21 protein-coding genes are annotated in these 24700 nt (G+C 74.8%); 7 read left to right on the forward strand and 14 right to left on the reverse strand.

What is annotated here, in order from left to right:
* Positions 1-29: 29 nt before the first annotated feature.
* Positions 30-368, reverse strand: coding sequence for a hypothetical protein (locus ACN27A_RS25965; protein WP_311413734.1), 339 nt, complete (start codon positions 366-368; stop codon positions 30-32).
* A gap of 460 nt (positions 369-828) precedes the next feature.
* Here ACN27A_RS25965 and ACN27A_RS25970 point away from each other — a divergent pair, with 460 nt between their 5' ends.
* The 4 genes from ACN27A_RS25970 to ACN27A_RS25985 all read left to right on the forward strand — a co-directional run bounded on the left by ACN27A_RS25970 (position 829) and on the right by ACN27A_RS25985 (position 5830).
* Positions 829-4362 carry a nitrate- and nitrite sensing domain-containing protein gene (locus tag ACN27A_RS25970; protein WP_421457207.1) on the forward strand — a complete coding sequence of 1178 codons (3534 nt, stop codon included), beginning with the start codon at positions 829-831 and terminating at the stop codon, positions 4360-4362.
* Entirely contained in the window at positions 4359-4763 is a 405-nt protein-coding gene (locus ACN27A_RS25975) for a roadblock/LC7 domain-containing protein (protein WP_007455462.1), read from the forward strand. The genes ACN27A_RS25970 and ACN27A_RS25975 overlap by 4 nt, the downstream gene beginning before the upstream one ends.
* A 94-nt stretch (positions 4764-4857) precedes the next feature.
* Complete coding sequence (locus ACN27A_RS25980; RefSeq protein WP_132232372.1) at positions 4858-5235, forward strand: DUF742 domain-containing protein; 378 nt, start codon at positions 4858-4860, stop codon at positions 5233-5235.
* A 1-nt stretch (position 5236) separates the two neighbouring features.
* Entirely contained in the window at positions 5237-5830 is a 594-nt protein-coding gene (locus ACN27A_RS25985; protein WP_132231432.1) for a GTP-binding protein, read from the forward strand.
* A 75-nt stretch (positions 5831-5905) separates the two neighbouring features.
* Here the strand turns inward: ACN27A_RS25985 and ACN27A_RS25990 are convergent, their stop codons facing one another.
* The 3 genes from ACN27A_RS25990 to ACN27A_RS26000 form a co-directional block, all read right to left on the reverse strand.
* Complete coding sequence (locus ACN27A_RS25990; protein ID WP_421457208.1) at positions 5906-7129, reverse strand: ABC transporter substrate-binding protein; 1224 nt, start codon at positions 7127-7129, stop codon at positions 5906-5908.
* A gap of 129 nt (positions 7130-7258) precedes the next feature.
* Positions 7259-9841, reverse strand: coding sequence for a transposase (locus ACN27A_RS25995; RefSeq protein WP_421457209.1), 2583 nt, complete (start codon positions 9839-9841; stop codon positions 7259-7261).
* Between the two features lie 40 nt (positions 9842-9881).
* On the reverse strand, positions 9882-10865 hold the full coding sequence (locus ACN27A_RS26000) for a DNA primase (protein WP_421457210.1): 984 nt from the start codon (positions 10863-10865) through the stop codon (positions 9882-9884).
* Positions 10866-10946: 81 nt separating this feature from the next.
* On the opposite strand from ACN27A_RS26000, the gene ACN27A_RS26005 reads away from it, so the two are divergent.
* Entirely contained in the window at positions 10947-11288 is a 342-nt protein-coding gene (locus ACN27A_RS26005; protein ID WP_421457211.1) for a PadR family transcriptional regulator, read from the forward strand.
* 106 nt (positions 11289-11394) lie between these two features.
* Here ACN27A_RS26005 and ACN27A_RS26010 read toward each other — a convergent pair whose 3' ends face one another.
* The 10 genes from ACN27A_RS26010 to deoC form a co-directional block, all read right to left on the reverse strand.
* Positions 11395-12051 carry a permease prefix domain 1-containing protein gene (locus ACN27A_RS26010; protein WP_421457212.1) on the reverse strand — a complete coding sequence of 219 codons (657 nt, stop codon included), beginning with the start codon at positions 12049-12051 and terminating at the stop codon, positions 11395-11397.
* Between the two features lie 93 nt (positions 12052-12144).
* Positions 12145-14013, reverse strand: coding sequence for a thiol reductant ABC exporter subunit CydC (gene cydC, locus ACN27A_RS26015; RefSeq protein WP_421457213.1), 1869 nt, complete (start codon positions 14011-14013; stop codon positions 12145-12147).
* Positions 14010-15686, reverse strand: coding sequence for a thiol reductant ABC exporter subunit CydD (gene cydD, locus ACN27A_RS26020; RefSeq protein WP_421457214.1), 1677 nt, complete (start codon positions 15684-15686; stop codon positions 14010-14012). Before cydD ends, cydC begins: the two co-directional genes overlap by 4 nt.
* A complete protein-coding gene (locus ACN27A_RS26025; protein WP_421457215.1) occupies positions 15683-16690 on the reverse strand; it encodes a cytochrome d ubiquinol oxidase subunit II in 1008 nt (335 codons plus the stop codon). The genes cydD and ACN27A_RS26025 overlap by 4 nt, the downstream gene beginning before the upstream one ends.
* A gap of 10 nt (positions 16691-16700) precedes the next feature.
* A complete protein-coding gene (locus ACN27A_RS26030) occupies positions 16701-17951 on the reverse strand; it encodes a cytochrome ubiquinol oxidase subunit I (RefSeq protein WP_421457216.1) in 1251 nt (416 codons plus the stop codon).
* A 272-nt stretch (positions 17952-18223) separates the two neighbouring features.
* Entirely contained in the window at positions 18224-19129 is a 906-nt protein-coding gene (locus ACN27A_RS26035; protein WP_358115395.1) for a M56 family metallopeptidase, read from the reverse strand.
* A gap of 10 nt (positions 19130-19139) precedes the next feature.
* A complete protein-coding gene (locus ACN27A_RS26040) occupies positions 19140-19598 on the reverse strand; it encodes a BlaI/MecI/CopY family transcriptional regulator (protein WP_421457217.1) in 459 nt (152 codons plus the stop codon).
* A gap of 242 nt (positions 19599-19840) precedes the next feature.
* Positions 19841-20665, reverse strand: coding sequence for an aldehyde dehydrogenase family protein (locus ACN27A_RS26045; protein ID WP_151457508.1), 825 nt, complete (start codon positions 20663-20665; stop codon positions 19841-19843).
* Positions 20658-22088, reverse strand: a complete 1431-nt coding sequence (locus tag ACN27A_RS26050; protein ID WP_421457218.1) for an aldehyde dehydrogenase family protein — start codon at positions 22086-22088, stop codon at positions 20658-20660. The genes ACN27A_RS26045 and ACN27A_RS26050 overlap by 8 nt, the downstream gene beginning before the upstream one ends.
* Positions 22089-22094: 6 nt before the next feature.
* Positions 22095-23123 carry a deoxyribose-phosphate aldolase gene (gene deoC, locus ACN27A_RS26055; RefSeq protein ID WP_421457219.1) on the reverse strand — a complete coding sequence of 343 codons (1029 nt, stop codon included), beginning with the start codon at positions 23121-23123 and terminating at the stop codon, positions 22095-22097.
* Positions 23124-23255: 132 nt separating this feature from the next.
* On the opposite strand from deoC, the gene upp reads away from it, so the two are divergent.
* Entirely contained in the window at positions 23256-23888 is a 633-nt protein-coding gene (gene upp / locus ACN27A_RS26060; protein ID WP_311413748.1) for a uracil phosphoribosyltransferase, read from the forward strand.
* Positions 23889-23965: 77 nt separating this feature from the next.
* Positions 23966-24643 (forward strand): GOLPH3/VPS74 family protein, encoded by a 678-nt coding sequence (locus tag ACN27A_RS26065; protein WP_358115402.1) that lies wholly within the window; start codon positions 23966-23968, stop codon positions 24641-24643.
* Positions 24644-24700: the final 57 nt, after the last annotated feature.

Genomic DNA, 24700 nt, shown 5'->3' on the forward strand with positions numbered 1-24700 from the left:
CGGCGGGCCGCCGCGTTCGGGCGGCCCGGTCAGGTGCGGTGCGGGTGGCCGGCGAGCAGGCCGGCCACCGCGCGCAGCACCTCGCCCGCCCGGGCCGCCTCGGCGCCCAGGCCGGTCTGCCGCCGCAGCACCGCCGGCTCGGCGCGCAGCAGCGCCAGGCCGCGGCGCACCAGCACCCCGGGCGCCTTGCGCTGCTCGGCGAGGTCGCGCGCCAGCCGGCGGACGAAGGTCGCCCCCCGGGGGCGCCGCAGGGCGTACGCCCCGGCCAGGACCCCTCTCCGGCGGCACTCCTCGACGATCTCGGCAGCGAAGATCCCTTCGGCCACGAAAAGTGGCGAACCGGCGACCTCGAATGGCCGGGTGGACACCCGACGGTCCGCATCGATCGCATAAACCGGCACTTCGGCCTTGCCCTCCCTGGCCAGTCGGGCAATCGTCTCCACGGCCGCCGCAGCGTCCCAGGAGCGCGGGGACTCCCAATCCACCAGGCCGTTTCGTCGCGGCAACGTAGGGTCGTCACCGTCCTTGTAGAAGTCGTCCAGGCAGAGCACCGGAAGGCCGGTTCGCTGCGCTATGTACGACTTTCCGGACCCGGAAGGACCGGCGAGCAGGACAACGCGATGAGGCTGCTTCATTACTTTCAGTGACTCCGGCCAGACGGATTGCTATCAAATTGCATCAACATCTCATCACACCGCTGGCTGCGGCCAACCTGGGCTTTCTCTTTGGCAGGTAGCGTGATGGAATCTCGGATGGTCCGGCCCGCAGGGTCGGCCGCTGGTCCTTGTCCAGGGGCAATGCGGATCCAGAAATCGCGAGGGCGGTGACGTGAGCAAACGGCCAAAGCCGGCGGGCTCCTTCCTGTCGCGTCTGCGCCGGCCGGCCGGTCGGTTCCGCGACATGCCGATCTGGTCCAAGCTCGGTCTCATCATGATCGTGCCGACCATCGCCACGGTGGTCGTGGGCACCAGCGGTCTGGTCGACCACCTGGAGACCCTCAACAACGCCAACCGGGCCGGCGACCTGGCCAACCTCGTCGGCTACTCGGGCGACCTGGTCGACACCCTGCAGAACGAGCGGACCAACGCGCTGCGCCTGCTGGGCGTCCCGCGCGGCCAGGACAACGCCCGCTACAAGCAGGCGTACGAGCAGGCCAACGCCACCGTGGACAAGGCCAAGGGGCGGTACTCCCAGCAGCGGGCCGAGGTCGAGGACCTCCCGGCCAACCTCGACGGCCTGCTGGGCGAGATCGACCAGACCTTGACCGACCTGCCCGGCACCCGCAGCCAGGTCTTCAACGGCAAGCTCGGGCTCGTCCCGGCCATGCAGGCCTACGACGGCCTGATCGACGACCTCATCAGCATCCGCGACTCGGCCACCCAGCTCGCCGGCGACAACGAGCTCAGCGACAAGATGCGCGCGGCGACCGCCACCGCCCGGAACAAGGAGTTCCTCTCCCGCCGCCGCGACGTGGTGCACCGGGCGTTCATCCAGCAGCGGCTCACCCCGAACCTGCGCAACGAGTACATCGCCACCAGCACCGGCTCCAGCCAGTGGCTGCAGAGCTTCCAGGTGGTGGCCAGCCAGCCCGAGCAGGAGTACTACGCCCAGGTGGTCGCCGGCCCCGACCTGCGCGAGGCGAACACCTACAACAGTTGGCTCAACGGCATCACCACCGCCGACACCCTGACCGGCGCCCCGTTCGACGCCGACCAGTGGGACGCGGCGATGGTGGCCAACGCCAAGCTGATCCGTACGGTCGAGGCGAAGATCGACCGCGAGGTCGTCGCGGGCGCCGAGAACCTCCGCTCCGACGTGCAGCGCCAGGTGTTCCTGGAGACCGGCCTGCTGCTCAGCATGCTGCTCCTGGCGATCCTCTTCGCCTACCTGGTCGCCCGCTCGATGGCGCGCTCCCTGCGCGACCTGCGCCAGGGCGCCCTCTCCATCGCCCAGTACGGCCTGCCTCAGGCCGTGGCCCGGCTGCGCGACCCCAAGGTGACCGGTCAGCTCTCCCCGGTGCAGCTCGCCAACCAGATCGCCGAGCCGCTGCCGGTGCGCAGCAAGGACGAGTTCGGCCAGGTGACCGAGGCGTTCAACGCGGTCCACCTGGAGGCCGTCCGCACCGCCGCCGAGCAGGCCGCGCTGCGCGCGTCCGTCGCGACGATGTTCGTCAACCTGGCCCGCCGCTCGCAGATCCTGGTCGACCGCCTGATCGGTCACCTCGACCGGCTGGAGCGCGGCGAGGAGGACCCGGACCGGCTGGCCGAGCTGTTCCAGCTCGACCACCTGGCGACCCGGATGCGCCGTAACGACGAGAACCTCCTGGTGCTCGCCGGCGCCGACTCCACCCGCGTGCAGCGGCAGCCGGCCGCGCTGATCGACGTGCTCCGGGCGGCCCAGTCCGAGGTCGAGCACTACACCCGGATCGAGTTCGGGGTGATCGACCGGGACATCGAGGTCGCGGCGCACGCCGTCAACGACCTGGTCCACCTGGTCGCCGAGCTGTTCGACAACGCCACCGCCTTCTCGCCGCCGGACTCGCACGTCATGGTGGAGGCCCGGCGCGTCGGCGACCGCGCGTCGCTCTACGTGGAGGACCGGGGCATCGGGATCAGCCCCGACCAGCTCCACGACCTCAACGAGCGGCTCGCCACGCCGCCGCAGGTCGACGTGGCCGTCTCGCGGATGATGGGCCTGGTCGTGGTCGCCCGGCTGGCGTCCCGGCACGGCGTCAAGGTCGAGCTGCGTCCGGGCACCGACCGGGGAACCGTCGCCGAGGTGGTCATGCCGACCTCGGTGCTCGTGCCCCGGGCGCTCTCCGGCCGCCCGCAGTCGTCGCCCGCGCTGCCGGCGCCCGGCCCGCAGTCGCACGGCCCGGCCCCCGCCTTCGGCGCGCTGCCGGCGCTCGGCAACGGCCCGGCCAACCCGATGCCCACGCAGCGCCCCGGCGAGTCCGGCAACCAGGTCACCCTGGGCGGCCGGCCGTTCGACCCGGCGCCGCGCAACGGGGCCGGCACGCCGGCCTCGGCCGGCTCGACGCGGTCCATGCCGGCCTGGTCGGACCTGACCGGCGCCAGCGGCTTCAACGGCGGCGAGGCCTTCCGGCCGCGCACGTCGAACGGCGAGTCGATCGACCCCCTGCCGCAGCGCCGGTCGACCGACGACCAGGACGCCACGGGCCAGCAGCAGGCCGTCCCGCGGCAGTTGCCGAGCAGCCCCGAGGCCCGGCCGTACTCCGTCCCGCCGGTCTCCGCGCCGCCCCTGCCCTACGCGGGCCCGCCGGTGTCGACCCCGCCGGTTCCCTACTCCGCGCCGCCGGTGTCCGGCCCGCCGGTCTCCGGCATGCCGGTCTCGGCGTCGCCCGTCTCCGGCCACCCGTACTCCGGCCCGCCGGTCTCGGCCGCGCCGTACTCCGGCCCGCCGTACTCGCCGCCGTCGACCGGCCCGCTGCCGCAGCGCCCGGCCCCCGGCACGCCGGCGCCGCCGGCCTGGCCGCCGGTCGCCGGTGCGGACCGGGACGTGGCGACCCCGCCGGTGCCCGAGCGGCTGGCCGCCGCGCTGGACATGACGACCGAACTGCCGCGCGTGCCGCGCTCCGGCGCGCCGGCCCCGGCGGTCCAGGCTCCCGCGCCGGCCGAGCGGTCGGCACCGGCCGTCCCGCAGGCGCGGCCGACCACGCCGCCGGCCCAGACCCCGCAGCGGTACGCGGACGAGACGATGGAGCTGCCGATCTTCCGGGAGCTCGAGTCGGCCTGGTTCCGTACCCGCCGCCCGGGGCCGGAGGAGGCGGCGCCGGCCGCCGAGAAGACGCCGACCAACGGTGCACCGACCCAGCAGTTCGCCCGGGTCGACGCCGGCGGTCGGGCCGTGCAGCCGACACCACCCGGGACGACAGGTAACGCACCGATGGCAGACACTCCGGCGGCCGGGGGAGCGCCGCGCGAGAACGGACCGACGGCCAACGGGGGTGCCCGCCCCGGCGTCGCCGACAGCTTCGGTCACCGCCGGTCCGCGCAACAGACCGGTGGTTGGCAGACCGCGGCCGACGACGGGTGGCGTGCCGCCTCGGCGGCGACCGAGGTGCCCGTCGCGGCGACCACCTCGACCGGTCTACCCAAGCGCACCCCGATGGCGCAGCTGGTGCCCGGCGCGGTGGAGAAGCCCACCACCTCGGTGCAGCGGCGTACGCCGGAGGGTGTCCGAGGCCTGCTTTCGGCCTACCATCGGGGCGTGCAGCGGGGGCGTACGAACCCGTCGGACAGCAACCCGACCAGCCCGGAGGTGACTCCGGGAGGGCAGCAATCCTCGCAGTCTGGCTCAGGCCCGATGGCCGGGAGCGGGCAGAAGGAGCAAGAACGATGACAACTACGCAGGATCTCGGTTGGCTGCTGGCCAACTTCGCCGACCGGGTACCCGGTGTCGCGCACGCGGTCGCCGTCTCCGCGGACGGACTGCTCCTCGCGTCGTCACGGGACCTCCCGCGGGACCGGGCCGATCAGCTGGCCGCGATCGCGTCCGGGCTGGTCAGCCTCACCCAGGGCGCGGCCCGCTGCTTCGAGGGAGGCGCGGTGCTGCAGACAGTGGTGGAGATGGACAATGGCTTCCTGTTCCTGATGTCCATCTCGGACGGATCGTCGTTCGCGGTGCTCGCCGCCCGCAGCAGCGACGTGGGACAGGTGGGCTACGAGATGGCCCTGCTGGTCGACCGGGTGGGCGACGCGTTGACCCCGCAGCCACGCGCGGCTGCGGGAATGCTGGGCTGACGACCCGTTGACCCGTGAGGTCGCGGGGTGACAACGACAACGACGACGGCTCCATCCGGAGCCGGTGCCGGGTGCGAGGGAGGTGAGCGGCGACATGGCCGATCGTGACGAACCGACCGGAGCGTTGGTCCGTCCATACGCCGTTACCCGTGGTCGTACCCGCCCCCGCCTCGACATCGCGCTGGAGGCGCTCGTCGAGACGACGGTGCGCGGCCGCGCCGCTGCCAATGGCAACGGCGCTCAGGGCCGCGAGCACCAGTACATCGCTGCGCTGTGTGATGGACGTGTGCAGTCGCTCGCCGAGATCGCGGCGCGGATGCAGCTCCCGCTCGGTGTGGCCCGGGTGCTCATCGCCGACATGGCGACGGACGGCCTGGTCGCGGTCCACGAGCCGACCATTCTGGACGACTCGGACGACGCGGTGGGCACTGAACTGCTGGAGAGGGTGCTGAGTGGACTTCGCAGGCTCTGACATGTCGCACCGCCCGCCGACCCCGAGTGGGCGCGTGACGTCGGCGAAGATCGTTATCGCCGGTGGATTCGGCGTCGGCAAGACGACGCTGGTCGGCTCGGTCTCGGAGATCACGCCGCTGACGACCGAGGCCATCATGACCTCCGCCGGTGTGGGCGTCGACGACACCCGGCAGGTGCCGGGCAAGACGACGACCACGGTGGCGATGGACTTCGGCCGCATCTCGATCGACCGTGACCTGATCCTGTACCTGTTCGGTACGCCGGGGCAGACCCGGTTCTGGTTCATGTGGGACGAGTTGGTCCGGGGTGCGATCGGCGCGGTCGTGCTGGTGGACACCCGCCGGCTGGCCGACTGCTTCGCGGCGATCGACTTCTTCGAGCACCGGCGGCTGCCGTACCTGGTGGCCATCAACTGCTTCGACGGGATGCAGTACCACGACCCGCAGGACGTCCGGGACGCGCTCGCGATCCCCGGCGACGTGCCGGTGGTGGCCTGCGACGCCCGTAACCGGGAGTCGACGAAGCACGTGTTGATCTCGTTGGTCGAGTACGTGCTGACCATGCGGCGCTCGCGCGCCGTGGCGCCGGCCTGATCGCCGCGACGCGCCCGGTGACGGCCTCGGCCGCCACCGGGCGCTCGTCGCTGCCCGCGCCCAGGTGGCGCGGGGTCAGGACACCCGCGTCCAGGCACCCGCGCTGACGGTGTAGACGCCCAGCGAGCCCTGGTCCATGCCGCCGTGCCTGATGGGGGTGAAGGAGTACATCCCCGCCATCCCCTCGGTGACCTGGTTCTGCAGGAACGCCCGGATCCGTCCACGGTCGACGCTGGTGGACAGCCGCGCCGCGTCGGCGATCAGCTGCACCGCGTCGGACGCGTACGGGGCGAAGCCGCTGAACCCGCCGTGCAGCTGGACGTAGCGGTAGACGAACTCCTTGCGGTCCAGCGCCGACATGGTGGTGTTGGCGAGCATCGCCCCGCCCAGCGAGGTCGGGTGGACGGCGTACGCGCCCTCCAGGAGGGCCGCGTTCCCGCCCTCCAGGGTCTGCTCGGCGACCCCGCCCGCGTCGAGGAACACCGGCCCGTCGTAGCCGGCCCGGCGCAGCGCCCCGACCGCGGCGGCCGAGTCCGGGGCGGTCGCCCACACCACCACCCCGTCGGGGCGCGAGCCCGTCGCCGCGCGGGCCGCCCGGCGGAGGTCCGCGCCGGTGCGGGGCAGCCGGGTGGCGGTGCCCAGCGCCACCCCGGCCGTCCGCAGGGCCCCTGTCATGGCCCGTACGCCGGAGTCGCCGTGCAGGCCGTCCGCGGCCAGCAGCGCCACCCGGGAGAGCCGCTGCGAGGCGATGAGCCGGGCGAGCCGTCGGGCCATGTCGCCGGCGTCCGGGGTCATCTTGAAGACGTACGTCCGCTGCGCCAGCGGCAGCACGATCCCGTCGCCGAAGGCGAGTGAGAGGAACGGCACCCGCTCCTTCTGCGCCACCCCGGCCAGGGCCATCGAGGTCTCGGCCATGGTGCCACCGACCAGGGCGTGTACGCCGCTGTCGCGGGCCAGTGCGGTGGCCTGCCGGGCCGCCAGCGCGGGGTTGCCGGCGTTGTCGCGCACCTCCAGCCGTACGGCGCGGCGGAGGTTGCCGATCGGCACGCCCTTGGCGTTGAGCGATTCGAGGCTGATCTCCAGCGCCCGCTGCTGGAGGACGCCGAGCGCGGCGCCGGGACCGGTCAGCTCCAGGCTGACCCCGACCAGCAGTTCCTGACCGCCCGGCGCGACCGCCGTGGCGCGGCCGCCCTCGCCCGCCTCGCCGCGCCCGCAGGCGCTGAGCAGGAGCGTGCCGGCCGTCGCGGCCAGCAGGCCCCGACGGGTGAACACGGAGGGGCCGTTCGCCGATGTCGCCATGAGTCGCCTTCCCACCCGGCGACCCCTGCCGCCGGCTGTTCCGCCGGTATGCTCCCGGCCGCCGCGACGTGGCGTCAAATTATCCGGGTGTGGGCAGGAACACGCAGGTGGGAGGCGGTTTCCCGGCGGTCAGGAACGGTAGCCGGCGGAGCGGTACTCGTATTCCCGGTCGTCGTCGCGGTCGCCCGTGTCGCGCGTGAAGTCCCAGCCGCCGGCGGCCTCCCGACCGGGTCGGCCGCCGACCGCGAACCCGCCGATCTCCTGTCCACGGCGCCAGCCGCGGAAGTAGCCGGTGGTGTTCTCGGCGAGGCTCGCCGCGTCGCGGACGATCCGCAGGGGTCGCTCGTCGCGCAGCGGTGAGCCGGGGACGAGGTTGGCCTGGGGGACCCGCTTCGGCAGCCCCGCCGGGGTCTCGGCGCCGACCGCCGGGCGGGCGGCCTGCTCGGCCGCCTGCCAGCCGGTGTCGGCCGTGGTCGACCACTCCAGGTCGGACTCGTCGTCGTGCCCCACGAACCAGGCGGACTTGGCCTGGGCGAAGATCAGCAGGTCGCCGTCGCCCTCGTCGGACACGGGCGGCGGGCGGCGCTCCATCGGGGGCGCCGGGCGGTAGTCGGCCGCCGGCCGCTCGTCACGCGGTGCCGGCCGGTACTCGGCCGCCGGCCGCTCGTCGCGGGGCGCCGGTCGATCGTCCCGGAGTGCGGGCCGCTCGTCGCGGAGTGCCGGTCGGTATTCGGCGGCCGGTCGCTCGTCGCGGGGTGCCGGCCGGTACTCGGTCGGCGGCCGCTCCTCGCGGAGGGCGGGCCGGCCACTGCGGGCGGCCTCCTCGCGGTCGACGAGCCGCAGCGGGGGCGTCTCGGGCTGGGCGTCGGCGGCCGGGCCCGTTCCGTCGCGCAGCGCGCGGTCCGCCAGCGGCGGCGGCTCGACCAGCCGCAGCACCGGCGGCTCCTGGGGCAGGTCGTCGGCCAGCCAGGGCGGGGTGACCCGGCGCTCCGCCCCCGGATCGGTCGGGGCGTCGACGCCGCGCCCGCCGCGGTCGCCGTAGGAGCCGACGACCGGGTTCTTGGCGGAACTGTCGGCCGGGTCCTCCGGGTTGTTGACCAGCGGCCAGTTCGCCCGGGAGCCGGGGGGAGCGGACTCCGCCCGGGCGGCCGGGGAGGTGGGTTCCTGGCCGGGGCGTGGCGTGGGCACGGGAACGCTGAGGTCGGTGGCGCTGAAGCCGCCCGTGGGCGTGGCCGGCTCGCCGTTGGTCTTCGGGCGGGGCGGGATCACGGTGCGCTGGCGCTCCGCGCGGGCGCTCTGGATCGCCGCCGTGGTCAGGGTGGGGCGGAACGGCTCTCCCGCCTCGGCCGGCGGCACCGTGCCCCGCTGCGCCGGAGCGATCGGGGTGATGCCCGGCGGCGGAGGCGGCGGCGCGGAGACCGGGCGGTTGGTCGGGCCGTCGATCCGGCTCGGCAGCGATCCGGGGCGCGTGGGGGGCGCGGAGACCGGGGGACCGGCGACCGCGGCCGGCGTCAGCGGCGTCGGCGCGACCGGCGGCGGGCTGACGGGGGCCGGTGCGACCGGCGGCGGGCCGAGCGGCCGGGGGGCCGGGGGTGGCGTCGGGCCGGAGGCGGGCTCGGGCCGGCTGCGGCGGCCACCGCCCGGGGCGGGCTCGGGCTCGGCGGGCCGGAGGGCACGCAGGCCGTTGCCGGCGGGGGTGAGGCCGGGCAGGGCACCGCCGGTGGGGGCGAGGCCGGGTGCGTCGCCGAGCGGTTCGCCGTGCCGGATCGCGGCGCGGCGGCCGGGGGCCGGGGTGGCGGGCGTGCCGACCCGGTCGTTGAGCGCGCCCACCAGCGCCTGGCAGCCGGCGTCGCAGGCCCGGACGGAGGCGACCGCCTGTCGCACGGTCTCCGCCACGGCGGAGGTGAGGGCGCGGTTGACGGTGGCGCGTCGGGGCGTCTCGCTGATGGCCACCCGCAGGGCGGTCACCGCTGAGGTGAGCTCGTCGGCGTCGGCGACCCCGTCGGCGGCGAGCCGCGCCGCGACCGCCTCGGCCGGGGCCGGGGAGTCGTCGCCGAGGCCCACGGTGCCGCTCAGCATGCCGGGCTCGGGCAGGGCGTCCAGCACGGCCAGCGAGACCGGCTCGGCCGGGTCCGGGTACGCCCGCAACGCGGCCGGGTAGAGCTCGCGGAGCACCTCCCGCAGCGCGACGGCGGCGGAGTGCCGGCCGCTGGCCAGGGCGGCGTGCGCGGCGAGGACCTGCTTGTAGCCGGCGAGGTCCCGGGGGGCCGGGAGGGTGACGGCGGAGAGGGCGCCGGCCTGCAGGGCGCGGGCCAGGCCGACGGCGCGCCGCTCGGCCGGGGGCGACTGCATCTCCTCCAGGGAGTCGTCGTCGGCGAAGCGCTCGGCGAAGTCGTCGACGGAGTCGTCGTCGGCGATCGCCAGTGGACGCCCGGCGGCGCTGAGCAGCGAGGTGACCGTGTGGTCGTCGCTGTCGGCGGCGATGGCCGCACCGCTCGGCCCGCCCGACCGCTCCACGAGCAGCGCGACCAGCTGGGCGTAGCCAGCGGGGTCGTCGCCGATCTCGCAGACATGCAGCAGACGGCCTGCGTCGTCGACCACAGCGGACGTCAGCGTCGAACCGGCCGAGACCGGTCGGTCGGCCGGATCCGCCGAGGCCAGACCGCAGTACACGCGCACGAGCGCCACGGCGTCGTCCTCCTCCCGGGACACAAGGCTTTCACTGCCAGAGACTGATGCTCCCCGTAAAGGGTCAGTCGCGCCAGTCCACGGTCGCAGAGATCTTCCCGACAATGGTGCGCCAACCCAGACTTGCGGTTTGTGCCCCGATTTTCCTCAGTCGGCGCCGACCGAAGAACCCGCCGACGCCGCCGTTGACCGAGGCGCGCAGCGCCTCGTCCAGGTCGTCGAGGCTGGAGCCGGCGGAGAGCATGTCCAGCACCGCGGGCAGCCGCAGCGCGTACGCCAGGTCGCGGGCCACCTCACCGGCCTCGATGAGCAGCGTCGAGTCCCAGGTGTCGTGCCCGCCGCGGAGGTTCTCGACCACCAGGTCGAGCTCGTAGACGTCCTCGTCGAGCGGCGCGATGTCGGCCGGCTCCACCCGTTCGGACAGTTCATTCCAGCTGTCCAGTTGAGACAGGTCGTTCGGCGCCCCGGAGCGGATGAAACTGACCAACGACTCGGGCGTCTTGAAGAGCAGCAGCCTCCCACGGTGGGTGAGGAAGACCGGCACCTCCTCGTCGCCCGCCTCGTCCTCGTCGTCCTCGGCGGCGGTCTCGGCGTCCTCGTCGTCGGTCGCGTCGCGGCGGCGGCCCTTGGCCTCCTCCTCGTCGCTCTCGGCGAACTCCTGGGCGACCTCCTCGTCGAGGATGACGACGGCCTCGTCGTCGTCCTCCTCGTCCTCCTCCGTGACCTGGCGGCGGGCCAGGAACGGGTCGTCCTGGTCGCGCTCGGTGACGTCGGTCGGGGTCAGCTCCCGCGCCGGCCGGTAGGCCCGCAGGGTGTAGCCCGTGCCGGCGGGCAGCGCGATCTCCACCGGGTCGATGCGCAGCTCGTCCCAGAGGGCGCGGGCGGCCTCGGCCGAGACGGTTGCGGTGCCGGACTCGGCCGGGGCGTCGGCGTCGTCGAGCTCGGGCTCGTCGGCGTCGGGCCGTTGGGGCGACTGGCGGGCCACGCTGACCTCCGTGTGCTTCGGGTTGCCCGCCGGCGTCCGCCGCCGGCGAGTGACTCTGGGCACATACCCTAGTGGGCGTCTCCGGGAGACCGGTGCCCGCACCCCGGTGGCGGAGCGGGCGGCCGACAAGTAGCGTTGCTACACATGAAGGCCCAGGCGCTGCACGGACACCTCGACGCGCTGCTGCTCGCGGTGCTCGAGCAGGGTCCGCTGCACGGCTACGCGATCATCGAGGCGCTGCGCGACCGCAGCGACGGGCAGCTCGATCTGCCGACCGGCACCATCTATCCCGCGCTGCGCCGGCTGGAGCGGGCCGGCCACGTGGCCAGCACCTGGAGCACCGTCAACGGGCGGGAACGGCGGACGTACCAACTCACCGACGAGGGCCGGCGGGCGCTGGCCGGCGAGCGGTCCGGGTGGCGCGAGTTCCGCTCCACCGTCGGCCGGTTCCTCGACACCGACACCCCGCCGGCGGCGCCGGCCTGACGGGCACCGGCCATCGCGACGGGCCGGTGTCCCTGGTCCGTCCTCCGCCGTGCGGGACGGGCGGCAGCCCTCCGGCCCGGGCGGGGCGTCCGATCCGTGGCGGGGATCAGCGGGCGGCGAGCAGCCAGGTGCGGGCGGCCCGGCCGAGCCAGAGGTAGCCGGCGGCGGCCACCGCCGCGCCGATGATCATGGGCGGCCAGGTGAGCGCGTCGTCCCAGAGGCCGATCGACCACGCGAAGAGTGCCGAGCCGGTCAGTACGCCGAGGGCGAGGACCCCGACGAGGGCCGCCCCCACCGCCCGGGCGGCGCCGCCGCGCAGCGCCGCCCGCCCGGCCCGCAGCAGCCCTGTCGCGGCCAGCGCGAACGCCGCCGCCCAGATCCAGCCCACCGACGCCGACAGCAGCTGGTAGGCGGCCGGCGGCGGGGAGCCGCCCCAGCTCGACCCCTGCCAGGTGAGGTCGCCGGCGACGAACGCGACCGTGGCGAGCGCGATGACCCGCAGCGACAGCCCGCGCAGCGCGCCCGCCGCCAGCTCCGTCTGGTAGGCGGGGGCGAGCTGCGCCGGCGAGCCGAACTCGGCCACCGCCCGGCGCTGCGCCTCCGCCGCCGGCAGCCCGTCGGCCCGGTACGCCTCGACGGCGTCCAGCAGCCCGTGCCGTGCCTCGGTCAGCAGGTCGGACTTGAGCCGGCGCGGCCCCCGCAGGTGCGCGCCCAGCTCCCGCAGCCGTTCCTCCACCGTCGTCGTGTCGTCCTCGCCCCGCATGGCCCCACCCTGTCACGGGCCGCCGCCGGACGTCGTCGGGGACAAACCCTGGCCCGACCCGGAGCCGCGGCGGGCGGGTCGGGCCGCCGGAGGTCAGGGGCGCAGCGCCAGGTACCCGCGTTCGGCCGCCTCCTGGATCAGCCACTGGTCCCGGTACCAGCCGGGGGCGGCGACCAGGTCGGCGTGCCGGCCGCGCTGGGCCACCCGCCCGGCGTCCAGCACCACGATCTCGTCCAGGTCGGCGAGCCCGCTGAGCCGGTGACTGATCAGCAGCACGGAGTGCCCGGCCGGGGTGGCCGCCAGCGCGGAGGCGAGCACCGCGTCGGCGGCGGCGGGATCGAGCCCCTCGGTCGGTTCGTCGAGCACCAGCACTCCCGGCGCCGCGAGCAGCGCCCGGGCCAGCGCGAGCCGCTGCCGCTGGCCGCCGGAGAGCTGGCCGCCCTCCTCGCCGACCACGGTGTCCCAGCCGTCGGGCTGCTCGTGCACCCAGTCCAGCAGCCCGGCCGCCGCGGTCGCCGCCGCCAGCTCCTCCTCGCTGGCGGCGGGCCGCCCGAGCAGCAGGTTCTCCCGCACGGAGGCGTGGAAGACGTACGCCTCGGCGAGCAGTCCGCCGACGGCGCGGGGCAGCTCCTCGGCCCGGTATTCCGACAACCCGCGCCCGTCGAGGGTGACCCGGCCGTGCGCGGGGCGCACCGCCCCGGTGAGGGCGGCGGCCAGCGTGCTCTTGCCCGCGCCGCTGGGCCCGACCACCGCGACCCGGCGACCGGGCGGCAGGTCCAGGCTGAACCCGTCCAGGGCGGGTGGGGCGCCCTCCCGGTACCGGACGGTGACCTCCTCGAACCGCACGTCGTGCGGCCCCGGGCCGACCTCGGCGCCGTCGGAGGTGGCCGGCCCGGGCGGGGCGTCCAGCAGGGCGGCGACCCGGGTCAGGCCGGTCCGCAGCTGGGTCCACTGCCGGGCGGCCCCGACCAGCGCCAGCGCGATCTCCACGGCGGCGAGCGTGCCGACCGCCAGGACGCCGACCAGCACCCCGTCCACGTCGTCGGCGAGCGCGGCGAGCACCACCGCGCCGGCGGTCAGCCCGGCCACGAGCACTCCCGCCGCGTCGACCGCGAAGCCCGTGGCGGCGAGCCGCCGCTCCAACCGGGCCAGCCGCCGGGCCCGTGCCCCGGCCGCCTCCAGCGCGTGCCCGGTGGCGCCGAACGCGGCCAGGTCGGCGGCGCCGTGGGTGAGGTCGACCGCGTCGGTGGCGAGGGCGCCGCGCAGCGGCGCCAGCTCGGCGGCGGCGCGCCGGGTCAGCGCGGTGGCCAGGGCGGGCAGCGCCACCCCGGCGACCAGCAGCCCGACCGCGAGCACCCCGGCGGCGGCCGGCGACATCAGCGCCGCCCCGCCGACCGCGAGCACGCTCACCAGCGCCGCCGCCGAGGCCGGCACCAGCACCCGCAGCAGCAGGTCCTGGACGGCCTCCACGTCGGAGACGAGCCGGCTCAGCGCGTCGCCGGAGCGCTGCCGGGCCGTCGGGCGGGCGGCGAGGGTGCCGAAGACCCGGGCCCGGACGTCGGTGATCAGCCGCAGCACGGCGTCGTGCCCGGCGAGCCGTTCGGTGTAGCGGAGCACGCCCCGGCTGATCGCCAGCGCCCGGACCGCCACGATCGCCACGGTGAGGCGGTCCAGCGGGGGCTGCCCGGCGGCGCTCATCAGCAGCCAGGTCGCGGTGGCCATCAGGGCGAGGCCGGCGAACTCGGTGGCGGCGGCGAGCAGCCCCGCGCCGAGCAGCCGGTTCAGGTACGGCCGGGCCAGCCGCAGCACGGCCCGCTCGGCCGAGCCGGCGCGCCCCGGCGCGGTCGAGGCGTCGGCAGCGGCGCCGGCCGCGAGGGTGCTCTGCGCGCCGGTCCGGGCGTCGTCGGCGGCACCGGACGCGTGGGTGGGTCGGGCGTCGTCGGCCGGGCGGTCGTCGGTCATCGGGTGGCCTCCCCGGCCGCTGTGGGCGTCAGCTCGGTGACCCGGCCGTCCTCGATGCGCAGGATCCGGTCCGCGTCGGCGAGCAGCGCCGGCCGGTGCGCCACCAGCAGCGCCGTCCGCCCGGCCACCAGCCGGCGGGTGGCGTCGAGGACGACGGCCTCGGCAGCGGTGTCCAGCCGGGCCGTCGGCTCGTCGAGCAGCACCACGGGCGCGTCCCGCAGGAACGCGCGGGCCAGCGCGACCCGCTGCCGCTGCCCGCTGGAGAGGCCGTGCCCGCGCTCGCCGAGGACGGTGGCGAGCCCGTCGGGCAGCCCGGCGACCACGTCGTCCAGGGCGGCGTCGTGGACCGCCGTGGCGAGCACGGCGTCCGGGGTGTCCGGCGCGCCGAGCCGGATGTTGTCGGCCAGCGGGGCGGCGAAGAGGTGGGCCCGCTGCGGCACCCAGGCCACCTGGCGGCGCCAGCCGTCGGCGTCGGCGTCGGCCAGGTCGACCCCGCCCACGGTGACCCGGCCGGCGGTCGGGGTGACGAAGCCGAGCAGCAGGCCGAGCAGGGTGCTCTTGCCGGCGCCGCTGGGGCCGATCACGGCGACGCGCTCGCCCGGGCGGATGGTCAGCGTGACGTCGCGCAGGGCGGTGGTCCGCTCGTACGCCACGGTCACCCCCTCGAACCGGATCTCGCCGCGGCCGTCGGGGACGGCCGCGCCCGCGTCGCGCGCCGGCGCGGGCGCGGCGGCCGACAGGGTCAGCGCCTCGTCCAGCGCGGTGAGCCCCTCCATGCTGGCGTGGAAGCGGGCACCGGCCGCCCGCAGCGGGAGGTACGCCTCCGGGGTGAGCAGCAGCACCAGCAGCGCGGTCTGGAGGGTCAGCCCGCCGCCGAGCAGCCGCACGCCGACCGGCACGGCGACCAGCGCCACCGAGAGGGTGGCCACCAGCTCCAGCACCAGCGCGGACAGGAACGCGATCCGCAGCGTCTTCATGGTCGCGACCCGGTGGCCGTCGGCCATCCGGCGGACCACGTCGGTCTGCGCCCTGGCCCGGCCGAACGCGCGCAGCGTGGGCAGCCCGGCGACCATGTCGAGGAAGTGCCCGCCGAGCAGGGAGAGCCGCCGCCACTGCCGCTCGGTGGCGGCCTGCGCCTGCCAGCCGAGCAGCGCGCCGAAGATCGGGATCAGCGGCAGCGTCACCGCGATGATCAGCGCCGAGCTCCAGTCGGCGAGGAAGATCCGGGCCAGTACGGCGAGCGGCACGGTGACGCTGAGCACCAGCTGCGGCAGGTAGCCGGTGAAGTACGCGTCGAGCGCGTCCAGCCCGCGCCCGGTCAGCGTGGCGAGCTGCCCGGCGCGCTGTCCCGCGACCCAGCCGGGACCGTGCCGCCCGACCGCCCCGAGCAGGTCGGCCCGCAGCGCCGCCTTGACCGTCGCCGCGACCCGCGCCGACACCGTGCCCTGCGCCCAGACCAGCAGCGAGCGGGCGGCCACCGCGGTGGCGAAGCCGGCCAGTGCGGGCCGGTCGAGCCGCCCTTCGAACGCGGTCGCCAGCAACGCGGCCAGCGCCGTGGCCTGCGCGACGACCAGCCCCGCGGCCAGCACGCCGAGCAGCGCGAGCACGGCGAGGTCGCGCCGGGCCCCCGGGACCCGGCGCAGCAGACGCGGGTCGAAGGGACGGCGGTTCACCAGTACACCGGTGCCCTGCCGTCGGTCCGTCCCCGGAACACCCACCAGCACATCGCCTGAAAGCCTAGTAGGGCCGGCAGGAGCGGCAGCGTCAGCCAGCTCAGCAGCCGCAGCGTGGGGGTGCTCGCCGCCGCGTCGGCAACGGTCAGTGACGCGTCCGGGTCGACCGTGGAGACGAGCGCGTAGGGCCAGATGGTCGCGCCGGCCAGCGCCACGGGTAGCGCCAGGGACGCGCAGGTGGCGGCGAAGGCCAGCCCCGGCCGCCGCCGGGCGAGCGCCGCCCGGGCCGTCAGCAGCGCCGCGACCAGCAACGACAGCAGCAGTACGCCCACCACCGGCTGCCCTGCGGCGGCGCGTACGTCGGCGGAGAGCAGGCCGAGGACGGTGGCCGCGCCGACGGCGGTGAGCGCCACCGGGACGAGCCGGGCGGCCAGTCGCCCGACCGGCGCGGCGTCGGCGGCGGGCAGCCGGAGCGTGAGGAAGGTCGCACCGTGCAGCGCGACCAGCGCGACGACGGCGAGCCCGGCGGCGGCCACGAACGGGGTGAAGAGGTGGGTCACCCCGGCGACGTGGCCGTCGGCGTGCAGCGGTACGCCCTGGAGCAGCCCGGCCAGCACGGCACCCCAGCCGAGCGCGGCGAGCACGCTGCCGACGACCACGGTCCGGTCCCACCAGGCGCGGGCCCGCTGCCCGTCGGGGCGGCTGCGCAGCTGCACGCCGGCGGTCACCAGGATGACCCCGGTCAACGCGGCGAGCACCGCCGGGTAGAAGCCGGAGAGCAGTTCCCCCTCCAGCACGGGAAAGGCGCCGAACAGGATGCCGACGGCGGCCACCAGCCAGACCTCGTTGCCGAGGAAGAACGGGCCGACCGCGTTGAGCGCGGCGCGGCGGCGGGCGGGGTCGGTGCCCCGGGCCAGCAGCAGGCCGACGCCGTAGTCGTAGCCGCCGAGCGCCAGGTAGACGGCGAAGAAGAGCCCGAGCAGGGCGTACCAGGCGAGTTCCACGGTCGTCTCCTCAGGCGAAGGCGGGCTCGGGGTGGGGGTCGGCCGGCGGCTGGTCCGGTTGCCGGCCCAGGGCCGGGTCGTGCGCGCCCCGGGCGGCGTGCCGGGCCAGCAGCACCCAGTTGGTGACGGCGAGCGCGCCGAGCAGCAGGCTGAAGCCGATCAGCGAGGTGAGCATCAGCCAGGGGCTGACCGGCGACACCGCCCGGTCCACGGGCAGGAGCCCGTACGCGGCCCAGGGCTGGCGGCCTACCTCGCGGGCGATCCAGCCGAGGATCATCGCGACGAACGGCAGCGGCAGGGCGAACTGGAGGATCCACAGCGGGACGCGCAGCCGGATCACCCAGTCCCGCCAGAGCAGCGGGAGCATCAGCCAGAGCAGGCCGAGGGTGAAGCCGATGAGGATCATGAAACCGAGGCCGACGTCGGCGAGGGCCGGCGGCGTGTAGTCGCTGGGACCGAACCGGGCGGTCCACTCGGCGATCAGCGGCGCGGCGGCGGGGTCGTCGCCGAACTTGGTGGGCTGCACGTCGCTGATCGCGAAGAACTGGGCGAAGCCGAAGCCCTGCACGAAGAAGATCGCCACCGCCGAGGTGATCAGGCCGATCCGCAGCCCCTTGCGGTGCAGGGCGAAGTCGTCGGTGCGCCGGACCAGGTGCCACGCGCTGACCGCGGCCATCAGCATTCCGCCGACGAGCAGCGCCGCCGTGACGACGTGTCCGAAGGCCACGCGGAAGGTGGGGTTGTCCAGCAGCGCGGCGAAGTCGGTGAGATGCGCGACCCCGTCGCGTACCTCGTAGCCGACCGGGTTCTGCAACCAGGAGTTCGCCACCATGATCCAGAACGCCGAGGCGTACGCGGTGATCGCGACGCCCCAGAGCAGGGCGAGGTGGACGCCCCGACGCAGCCGGTGCCAGCCGAAGATCCACATGCCGAGGAACGTCGACTCCAGGAAGAACGCGACAAGCGTCTCGATGGCCAGCGGCGCGCCGAAGACGTTGCCGACGTAGCGCGACAGCCCGCTCCAGTTCAGCCCGAACTGGAACTCCATCACGATGCCGGTGGCGATGCCGAGCACGTAGTTGATCACGTAGAGCTGGCCCCAGTAGCGGGTCAGCCGTTCGTAGACCGGCTTGTTGGTGATCACCCAGGCGGTCTGGAGACCGACCAGCAGGGTCACGAGGCCGAGGGTCACCGCCACGAAGAGAAAGTGGATCGAGGTGGTGGTGGCGAACTGCAGGCGGGCGAGGAGCAGGGTGTCCATGGCCGGCTCTCCGTACGGTTGGCTCACTTGTCGTAGCGAGCCTACACGTAGATTGGCTACGCATCACTACTATGGCCCGTCGTAGACGATGCTACGACGTTTTGTAGTAGCCGTGGGGGAGGGTGGGGCGCCGGGCGGTTCGCGTACGCGGGCGGTCCGGTCCCAGCATGTCCGGCGGCGATCCACGCGGCGGTAACTCCACCGTGCGCGGGAGCACGCCACCGGTCCCCGGGTGCCGCCGAGGAAAGCGGGCGGCGCGGGCCGGGGCCCGGTCAGTTCAGGAAGAGGGAGACCGGCAGGGCGGCCACGTTTGTCGCCACGGTCAGCGCGGCGGCCCCGAGCAGCCGGGGCGGCCGGTCGGCGACCAGGAGCCGCTGCACCCGGACGTCGAGGTCCCGGTCGCCCAGCCCGAGCGTGCCGGCCGGAGTCACCCGGTTGCCGGCCGCGGCGAACCGGCGCAGCGCACCGGCCAGCGGGGCGTCGGCGTGCGCCTCCCGGGCCTTGTCGTCGGCCCGCATCTCGACCAGCAGGGCGACCCGGTCGTGCGCCTCGCGGACCCAGGCGAACCAGGGCAGCGCACGGCTGAGCGCGGTGAACGGCAGCAGCACCAGGTCGTGCCGTTCCTGGGCGTGCGCCCGCTCGTGGGCGAGGACGGCCGCCAACTCGGCGCTGTCCAGCAGGTCGAGCGTGCCCGCGCTGACCACCACCCGGGGCTTCATCCCGGGCAGGCAGTACGCCGCCGCGCTCGGATGGTCCAGCACCAGCGCCCCGGGCACCGTCGGGTCCCGGCGGGCGACCAGGGCGAGCAGGTCCCGGTGCCGGCGCTGGGCGCGTACGGTGCCGTGGATGCTGCGGACGGTCGTGGTCAGCAGCACCGCGCCGATGCCGAAGCCCACCCCGACGGCGGCCAGGTGCGGCGCGCCCAGCCCGACGGGCAGGGTGCCGTGGGCGAGGTCGGTGGCGAGGGCGACCAGCGCGCTGCCGGTCGGGCGGTCGTAGGCGGACAGGCCCAGTGCCATCGGCACGCCCATGGCGGAGAGCCCGAGGGCCAGCCCGACCGCCTGCCAGCAGACGATCGCGACCCGGGGGCTGCGCCACGTCCAGGTGGAGCGGGACAGCACCTGCGCGGTCAGCCAGCAGGCGAGCATCGACGCGGCGAAGTGCAGGGCGTACGCCACGACCGCCGCCCTACCTGTCCGCTGCCTTGCCGGTCCGGGGCGCCACGCCGTCGACCGACGGCGCCTCGACCCGGTCGGTCAGCGCGCTCCCGTCGTGCCCGGTGCCTTCGGCCTCGGCCCCGAGGGCGGCGCGCAGCACCTCGGCCTCGGTGCCGGTCACCGACCGGGCGAAGCGCACCAGCGCGGCGTCCCGGCTGCCGCCGAGGTCGAGGGCGTCGAGCATGAGCTGGGCGATGTACGCCTCGCGGCTGGCGGCGGCCCGGTAACGCCAGGCCCGCCCCTCCCGCTCGCGCTGCACCATGCCCTTGCCGGCGAGCCGGTCCAGCACGGTCATCACCGTCGTGTACGCCAGCTCGCGGCCGTCCAGCGCGTCGGCCACCTCGCGCACGGTGATCCCGTCCGACGTGCCCGGGACCGAGTCCCACAAGACGTCCATCACCGCACGTTCGAGATCACCAAGCCGAGTCACGCCGCAATCCTACCCCCCGTAGTAGACCCGCCCCGCCCCGCACACCACCACAGCCACCCCAGCCGCTGAACCCACCCGAGGCAGCACCCCGAGCGCTCACCCCACCCGAGGCAGCACACCTGAGCTGAGCTTTCCCACGAACCTGTCCACGGACGGTTTTCCGGGGAGCCCCGCCCGCGCAGGGATCAAGCCTGACCGCCCGGAGCGGGCGGGGCTCCCCGGAAAACCCCAGGACAGAACAGTCACACCCCCTTGGGGTGCCAGACCGTCTTCGTCTCCAGCAGCGTGGTCATCCGGGTGATGCCGGGGTCGGCGGACCAGTCGTGGTCGGCCGGGGCCGGCCGGAGCACGCGCTTGAGGTTCTGCGCCGCCTTGACCTCCAGCTCCGTCGCCAGCTCGGCGTCGGCCACCCCGGTCAGGTCGATGGCGTTGACGTCCATGTGGGCGGCCAGCGCCGGCACGGTCTCGGCGATCCGGCCGGTGAGCAGGTTGACCACGCCGCCGGGCAGGTCGGAGGTGGCGAGCACCTCCGCCAGGGTCACGGCCGCCAGGGGCTGCGTCGGCGAGGTCGCCACCACCACCGTGTTGCCGGTGACGATCGCCGGTGCGATCACGCTGACCAGGCCGAGCAGCGCCGGGGACTCGGGGGCGACCACGGCCACCACGCCGGTCGGCTCGGGCGCCGACAGGTTGAAGTACGGCCCGGCGACCGGGTTGGCGCCGCCGTATACCTGGGGGAGCTTGTCGGACCAGCCGGCGTACCAGACCCAGCGGTCCACGGCCGCGTCGACCTCGTCGCCGGGCACGCCGAGGGCGACGAACTGCTCGCGCCGGCCCTCCAGCATCTCGGCGACCCGGTAGAGGATCTGACCCCGGTTGTACGCGGTCGCCCCGGCCCAGCCCTTCACGGCGGCGCGGGCGGCGACCACGGCGTCCCGCGCGTCCTTGCGGGAGGCGAGGGAAACGTTGGCGTCCTGCACGAGATACGACCGTCCCGACTCGCTGCGCGGGAACTTCCCGCCGATGAAGAGCTTGTACGTCTTGCGTACCGCGACCCGCTCAGACATTGAGGTAGCCCTCCAGCCCGTGCCGGCCGCCCTCGCGACCGTAGCCCGACTCCTTGTAGCCGCCGAACGGCGAGGTGGGGTCGAACTTGTTGAACGTGTTGGCCCAGACGACGCCGGCGCGCAGCCGATCGGCCATCCACAGGATCCGGGAGCCCTTGTCGGTCCAGATCCCGGCCGACAGCCCGTACGGCGTGTTGTTGGCCTTCTCCACGGCCTCCGCCGGGGTGCGGAACGTCAGCACGGACAGCACCGGGCCGAAGATCTCCTCGCGGGCGATCCGGTGCGCCTGGGTGACCCCGGTGAAGATCGTCGGCGCGAACCAGAAGCCGCGCTCCGGCAGCTCGCACGGCGGCGACCAGCGCTCGGCGCCCTCGGCGGACCCGGCGTCGGAGAGCTCCCGGATCCGCGCGAGCTGCGCGGCCGAGTTGATCGCGCCGATGTCGGTGTTCTTGTCCAGCGGGTCGCCGACGCGCAGCTGCGCCATCCGCCGCTTCAGCGACTCCAGCACCCGGTCCGCGACGTTCTCCTGGATCAGCAGCCGGGAGCCGGCGCAGCAGACGTGCCCCTGGTTGAAGAAGATCCCGTTGACGATCCCCTCGACGGCCTGGTCGATCGGGGCGTCGTCGAAGACGATGTTGGCGGCCTTGCCGCCCAGCTCCAGGGTGAGCTTCTTGCGGGTGCCGGCGACCGAGCGGGCGATGGCCCGGCCGACCTCGGTCGAACCGGTGAAGGCGACCTTGTCCACGCCCTGGTGCTCGACCAGCGCCCGGCCGGTCTCGCCGGCGCCCGTCACGATGTTGACCACGCCGGCGGGCAGGTCGGCCTGCTGGCAGATCTCGGCGAAGAGCAGTGCCGTCAGCGGCGTCGTCTCGGCCGGCTTCAGCACCACCGTGTTGCCGGCGGCCAGCGCCGGGGCGATCTTCCACGCCAGCATCAGCAGCGGGAAGTTCCACGGGATGACCTGCGCGGCCACGCCCAGCGGGCGCGGGTTCGCGCCGAAGCCCGCGTGCTCCAGCTTGTCGGCCCAGCCGGCGTAGTAGAAGAAGTGCGCCGCGACCAGGGGCAGGTCGACGTCACGCGACTCCTTGATCGGCTTGCCGTTGTCCAGGGACTCCAGCACGGCCAGCTCGCGGGAGCGCTCCTGGAGGATCCGGGCGATCCGGAAGAGGTACTTCGCCCGGTCCCGGCCCGGCATCGGGCCCCAGACCTTCTCGTACGCCTTCCGGGCGGCCCGGACGGCACGGTCCACGTCCTGCGCGCCGGCCTCGGCGACCTCGGCGAGCACCTCCTCGGAGGCCGGGTTGACCGTCTTGAACGTGCCGCCGTCGGTGGGGTCCACGAACTCCCCGTCGACGAAGAGCCCGTAGGAGGCTTTCAGGTCCACCACCGAGCGGGACTCGGGGGCGGGTGCGTATTCGAACATCGGCTCTCAGTCCAGGGTGAAGTAGTCGGGACCGGAGTAGGTGCCGGTCGTCAGCTTGGTGCGCTGCATGAGCAGGTCGTTGAGCAGGCTGGAGGCGCCGAACCGGAACCAGTCCGGGTCCAGCCAGTCCGCGCCGACGGTCTCGTTGACCATCACCAGGTACTTGATGGCGTCCTTGGTGGTCTTGATGCCGCCGGCCGGCTTCACGCCGACCTGCCGGCCGGTGGCGGCCCGGAAGTCGCGGACGGCCTCCAGCATCACCAGGGTCACCGGCGGGGTGGCCGCCACCGGGACCTTGCCGGTGGAGGTCTTGATGAAGTCGCCGCCGGCCAGCATCGCCAGCCAGGAGGCGCGCCGCACGTTGTCGTACGTGGCCAGCTCGCCGGTCTCCAGGATGACCTTGAGGTGCGCGTCGCCGCAGGCATCCTTGGTGGCCACGATCTCGTCGTAGACCTCCTGGTAGCGGCCGGCGAGGAAGGCGCCCCGGTTGATCACCATGTCGATCTCGTCGGCGCCGGCCGCCACGGCGGCCCGGGTGTCGGCGAGCTTGACCTCCAGCGGGGCCTGGCCCGACGGGAAGGCGGTCGCCACGCTGGCCAGGTGCACAATGCCAGGTCCGGCCGGCGCGGCGCCGTTCGCCTGTTCCGATCCGCCGGATGGCCGCCCGGACCCGGCACCGGAGCCGCGCAGCACCTCGGCCACGTGCGGGACCATCGCCGGGTAGACGCAGACCGCGCCCACGTGCGGGCAGGACGGGTCGGCCGGGTCGGGGCGCAGCGCCTTGGCCGCGAGGGCCCGCACCTTGCCCGGGGTGTCCGCCCCTTCGAGGGTGGTCAGGTCGACCATCCGGATCGCCAGGTCGATGGCCTGGGCCTTGGCGGTGGTCTTGATGGAGCGGGTGCCGAGCTGTGCCGCCCGCTGCTCCGCGCCGACCTGGTCCACGCCGGGCAGGCCGTGCAGGAAGGTCCGCAGAGCGGTCTCGGATCGTCCCAACTCGGAGAGCTCCGACCGGGCCGACGTCGCTGTCGCCGTCATGCCCCGAAGTCTACGCACCCGGCCGGACAGTGATCTTGGTCACCGTGCCGCCGCCGGCACGGTGGTGAGCGAGGTCGCCGGTCCGGCCGCACCCGCAGTGCCGGGACGGGTGGACCGGTAGGTTGAGCGATCGTGGACGTACACGTCATTGACCATCCGCTCGCCCAGTCGCGGCTGACCGCCATGCGGGACGCGCGCACCGACTCCTCCTCGTTCCGGGCGGCGCTGCACGAACTCACCACCATGCTGGTGTACGAGGCCGCGCGCTCCTTCCCCGTCGAGAAGTACCCGGTGCAGACCCCCGTCACCGGCACCGAGGGCACCCGGCTGGCCAACCCGCCGCTGCTCGTACCGGTGCTGCGGGCCGGCCTGGGCATGGCCGACGCCGCGCTCGGCCTGCTGCCGGAGTCCTCGATGGGCTTCGTCGGCCTGGCCCGGGACGAGGAGACGTACGAGCCGCGCGCCTACATGGAGTCGCTGCCGCGCGACCTGAGCGGCCTGCCGGTGCTGGTGCTCGACCCGATGCTCGCCACCGGTGGCTCGCTTGAGCACTGCTGCCGGCTGCTGGCCGACCGCGGCTGCACCGACATCACCGTGCTCTGCGTGCTCGCCGCGCCCGTCGGCATCGAGCGGCTGGAGCGCTCCGGCCTGCCGCTGCGCCTGGTCACCGCCTCGATCGACGAGGGGCTCAACGACAGCATGTTCATCGTGCCGGGGCTCGGCGACGCCGGCGACCGCCAGTTCGGCGGCATGCCCCGCTTCTGAGGTCCGCCGCGCGGCGGCGCGTGAATCCGTGCGCGAGTCCGTGCGCGGGATGCGCGCAGCCGCTACCGTTTCCGGCCATGACTGGTGTTGCGCTCGCCGAAGAGCTGCTTCTCCTCGCGTACGACGACGAGACCGGCAAGGCGACCATGCCGCGGATCAGCCTCGACCTGGGGATGGCCGCCGCGGTGCTGATCGAACTGGCCCTGGCCGGGCGGATCGTGTACTCCGAGGGGTCCCTGACGGTGGTCGACCCGACGCCCACCGGCGAGCCGCTCGTCGACGGGGTCCTCGCCCGCATGGCCGCCGACACGCCGCACAGCCCCTCGTCCTGGGTGCAGCGGCTGCGGCACGGCCTGCGCGACAAGATCCTGGGCGACCTGTGCGCCCAGGGCGTGGTGCGCGACGTCGACGAGACCGAGCTGGGCTTCATCCACGTGCACCGCTACCCGACGGTGGACCCGGCCGTCGAGGCGGACACCCGACGCCGGCTCGCCGAGGCGCTGGCCAGCGGCGAGCTGCCCGACGAGCGGACGGCGGCCCTGGCCACCCTGGTCGCGGTGCTGCGGATGGAACCGGCGCTCGGCCTGAGCGGTGACGCGGCCCGGGAGGCCCGGCAGCGGCTGGAGGAGATCGCCGGCGGCTCCGGCTTCTCCGGCACCGTCAGCCTGGACGACTCCGTGGTCCGCCCCTCCGTCGGCCTCGTCGTGGCCGCCCTGGGCAGCGCCGTCGACGCCGCCCTGGGCCCCCGCCGCTGACCCCACCCGCCTGAACCCACCCACCCGGCCCACCGGCTGAACCCACCCCACCCCCCG

The organism is Micromonospora sp. WMMD737, assembly GCF_049179055.1.
Lineage (GTDB): Bacteria > Actinomycetota > Actinomycetes > Mycobacteriales > Micromonosporaceae > Micromonospora > Micromonospora reichwaldensis.

Excerpts from the sequence above, each read along its gene's own strand:
- ACN27A_RS25975 (WP_007455462.1), top strand. The coding sequence starts at position 4,359 with ATGACAACTACGCAGGATCTCGGTTGGCTGCTGGCCAACTTCGCCGAC.
- ACN27A_RS25980 (WP_132232372.1), top strand. The coding sequence starts at position 4,858 with ATGGCCGATCGTGACGAACCGACCGGAGCGTTGGTCCGTCCATACGCC.
- ACN27A_RS25985 (WP_132231432.1), top strand. The coding sequence starts at position 5,237 with ATGTCGCACCGCCCGCCGACCCCGAGTGGGCGCGTGACGTCGGCGAAG.
- ACN27A_RS25990 (WP_421457208.1), bottom strand. The coding sequence starts at position 7,129 with ATGGCGACATCGGCGAACGGCCCCTCCGTGTTCACCCGTCGGGGCCTG.
- ACN27A_RS26005 (WP_421457211.1), top strand. The coding sequence starts at position 10,947 with ATGAAGGCCCAGGCGCTGCACGGACACCTCGACGCGCTGCTGCTCGCG.
- ACN27A_RS26010 (WP_421457212.1), bottom strand. The coding sequence starts at position 12,051 with ATGCGGGGCGAGGACGACACGACGACGGTGGAGGAACGGCTGCGGGAG.
- cydC (WP_421457213.1), bottom strand. The coding sequence starts at position 14,013 with ATGACCGACGACCGCCCGGCCGACGACGCCCGACCCACCCACGCGTCC.
- ACN27A_RS26030 (WP_421457216.1), bottom strand. The coding sequence starts at position 17,951 with ATGGACACCCTGCTCCTCGCCCGCCTGCAGTTCGCCACCACCACCTCG.
- ACN27A_RS26045 (WP_151457508.1), bottom strand. The coding sequence starts at position 20,665 with ATGTCTGAGCGGGTCGCGGTACGCAAGACGTACAAGCTCTTCATCGGC.
- ACN27A_RS26050 (WP_421457218.1), bottom strand. The coding sequence starts at position 22,088 with ATGTTCGAATACGCACCCGCCCCCGAGTCCCGCTCGGTGGTGGACCTG.
- deoC (WP_421457219.1), bottom strand. The coding sequence starts at position 23,123 with ATGACGGCGACAGCGACGTCGGCCCGGTCGGAGCTCTCCGAGTTGGGA.
- ACN27A_RS26065 (WP_358115402.1), top strand. The coding sequence starts at position 23,966 with ATGACTGGTGTTGCGCTCGCCGAAGAGCTGCTTCTCCTCGCGTACGAC.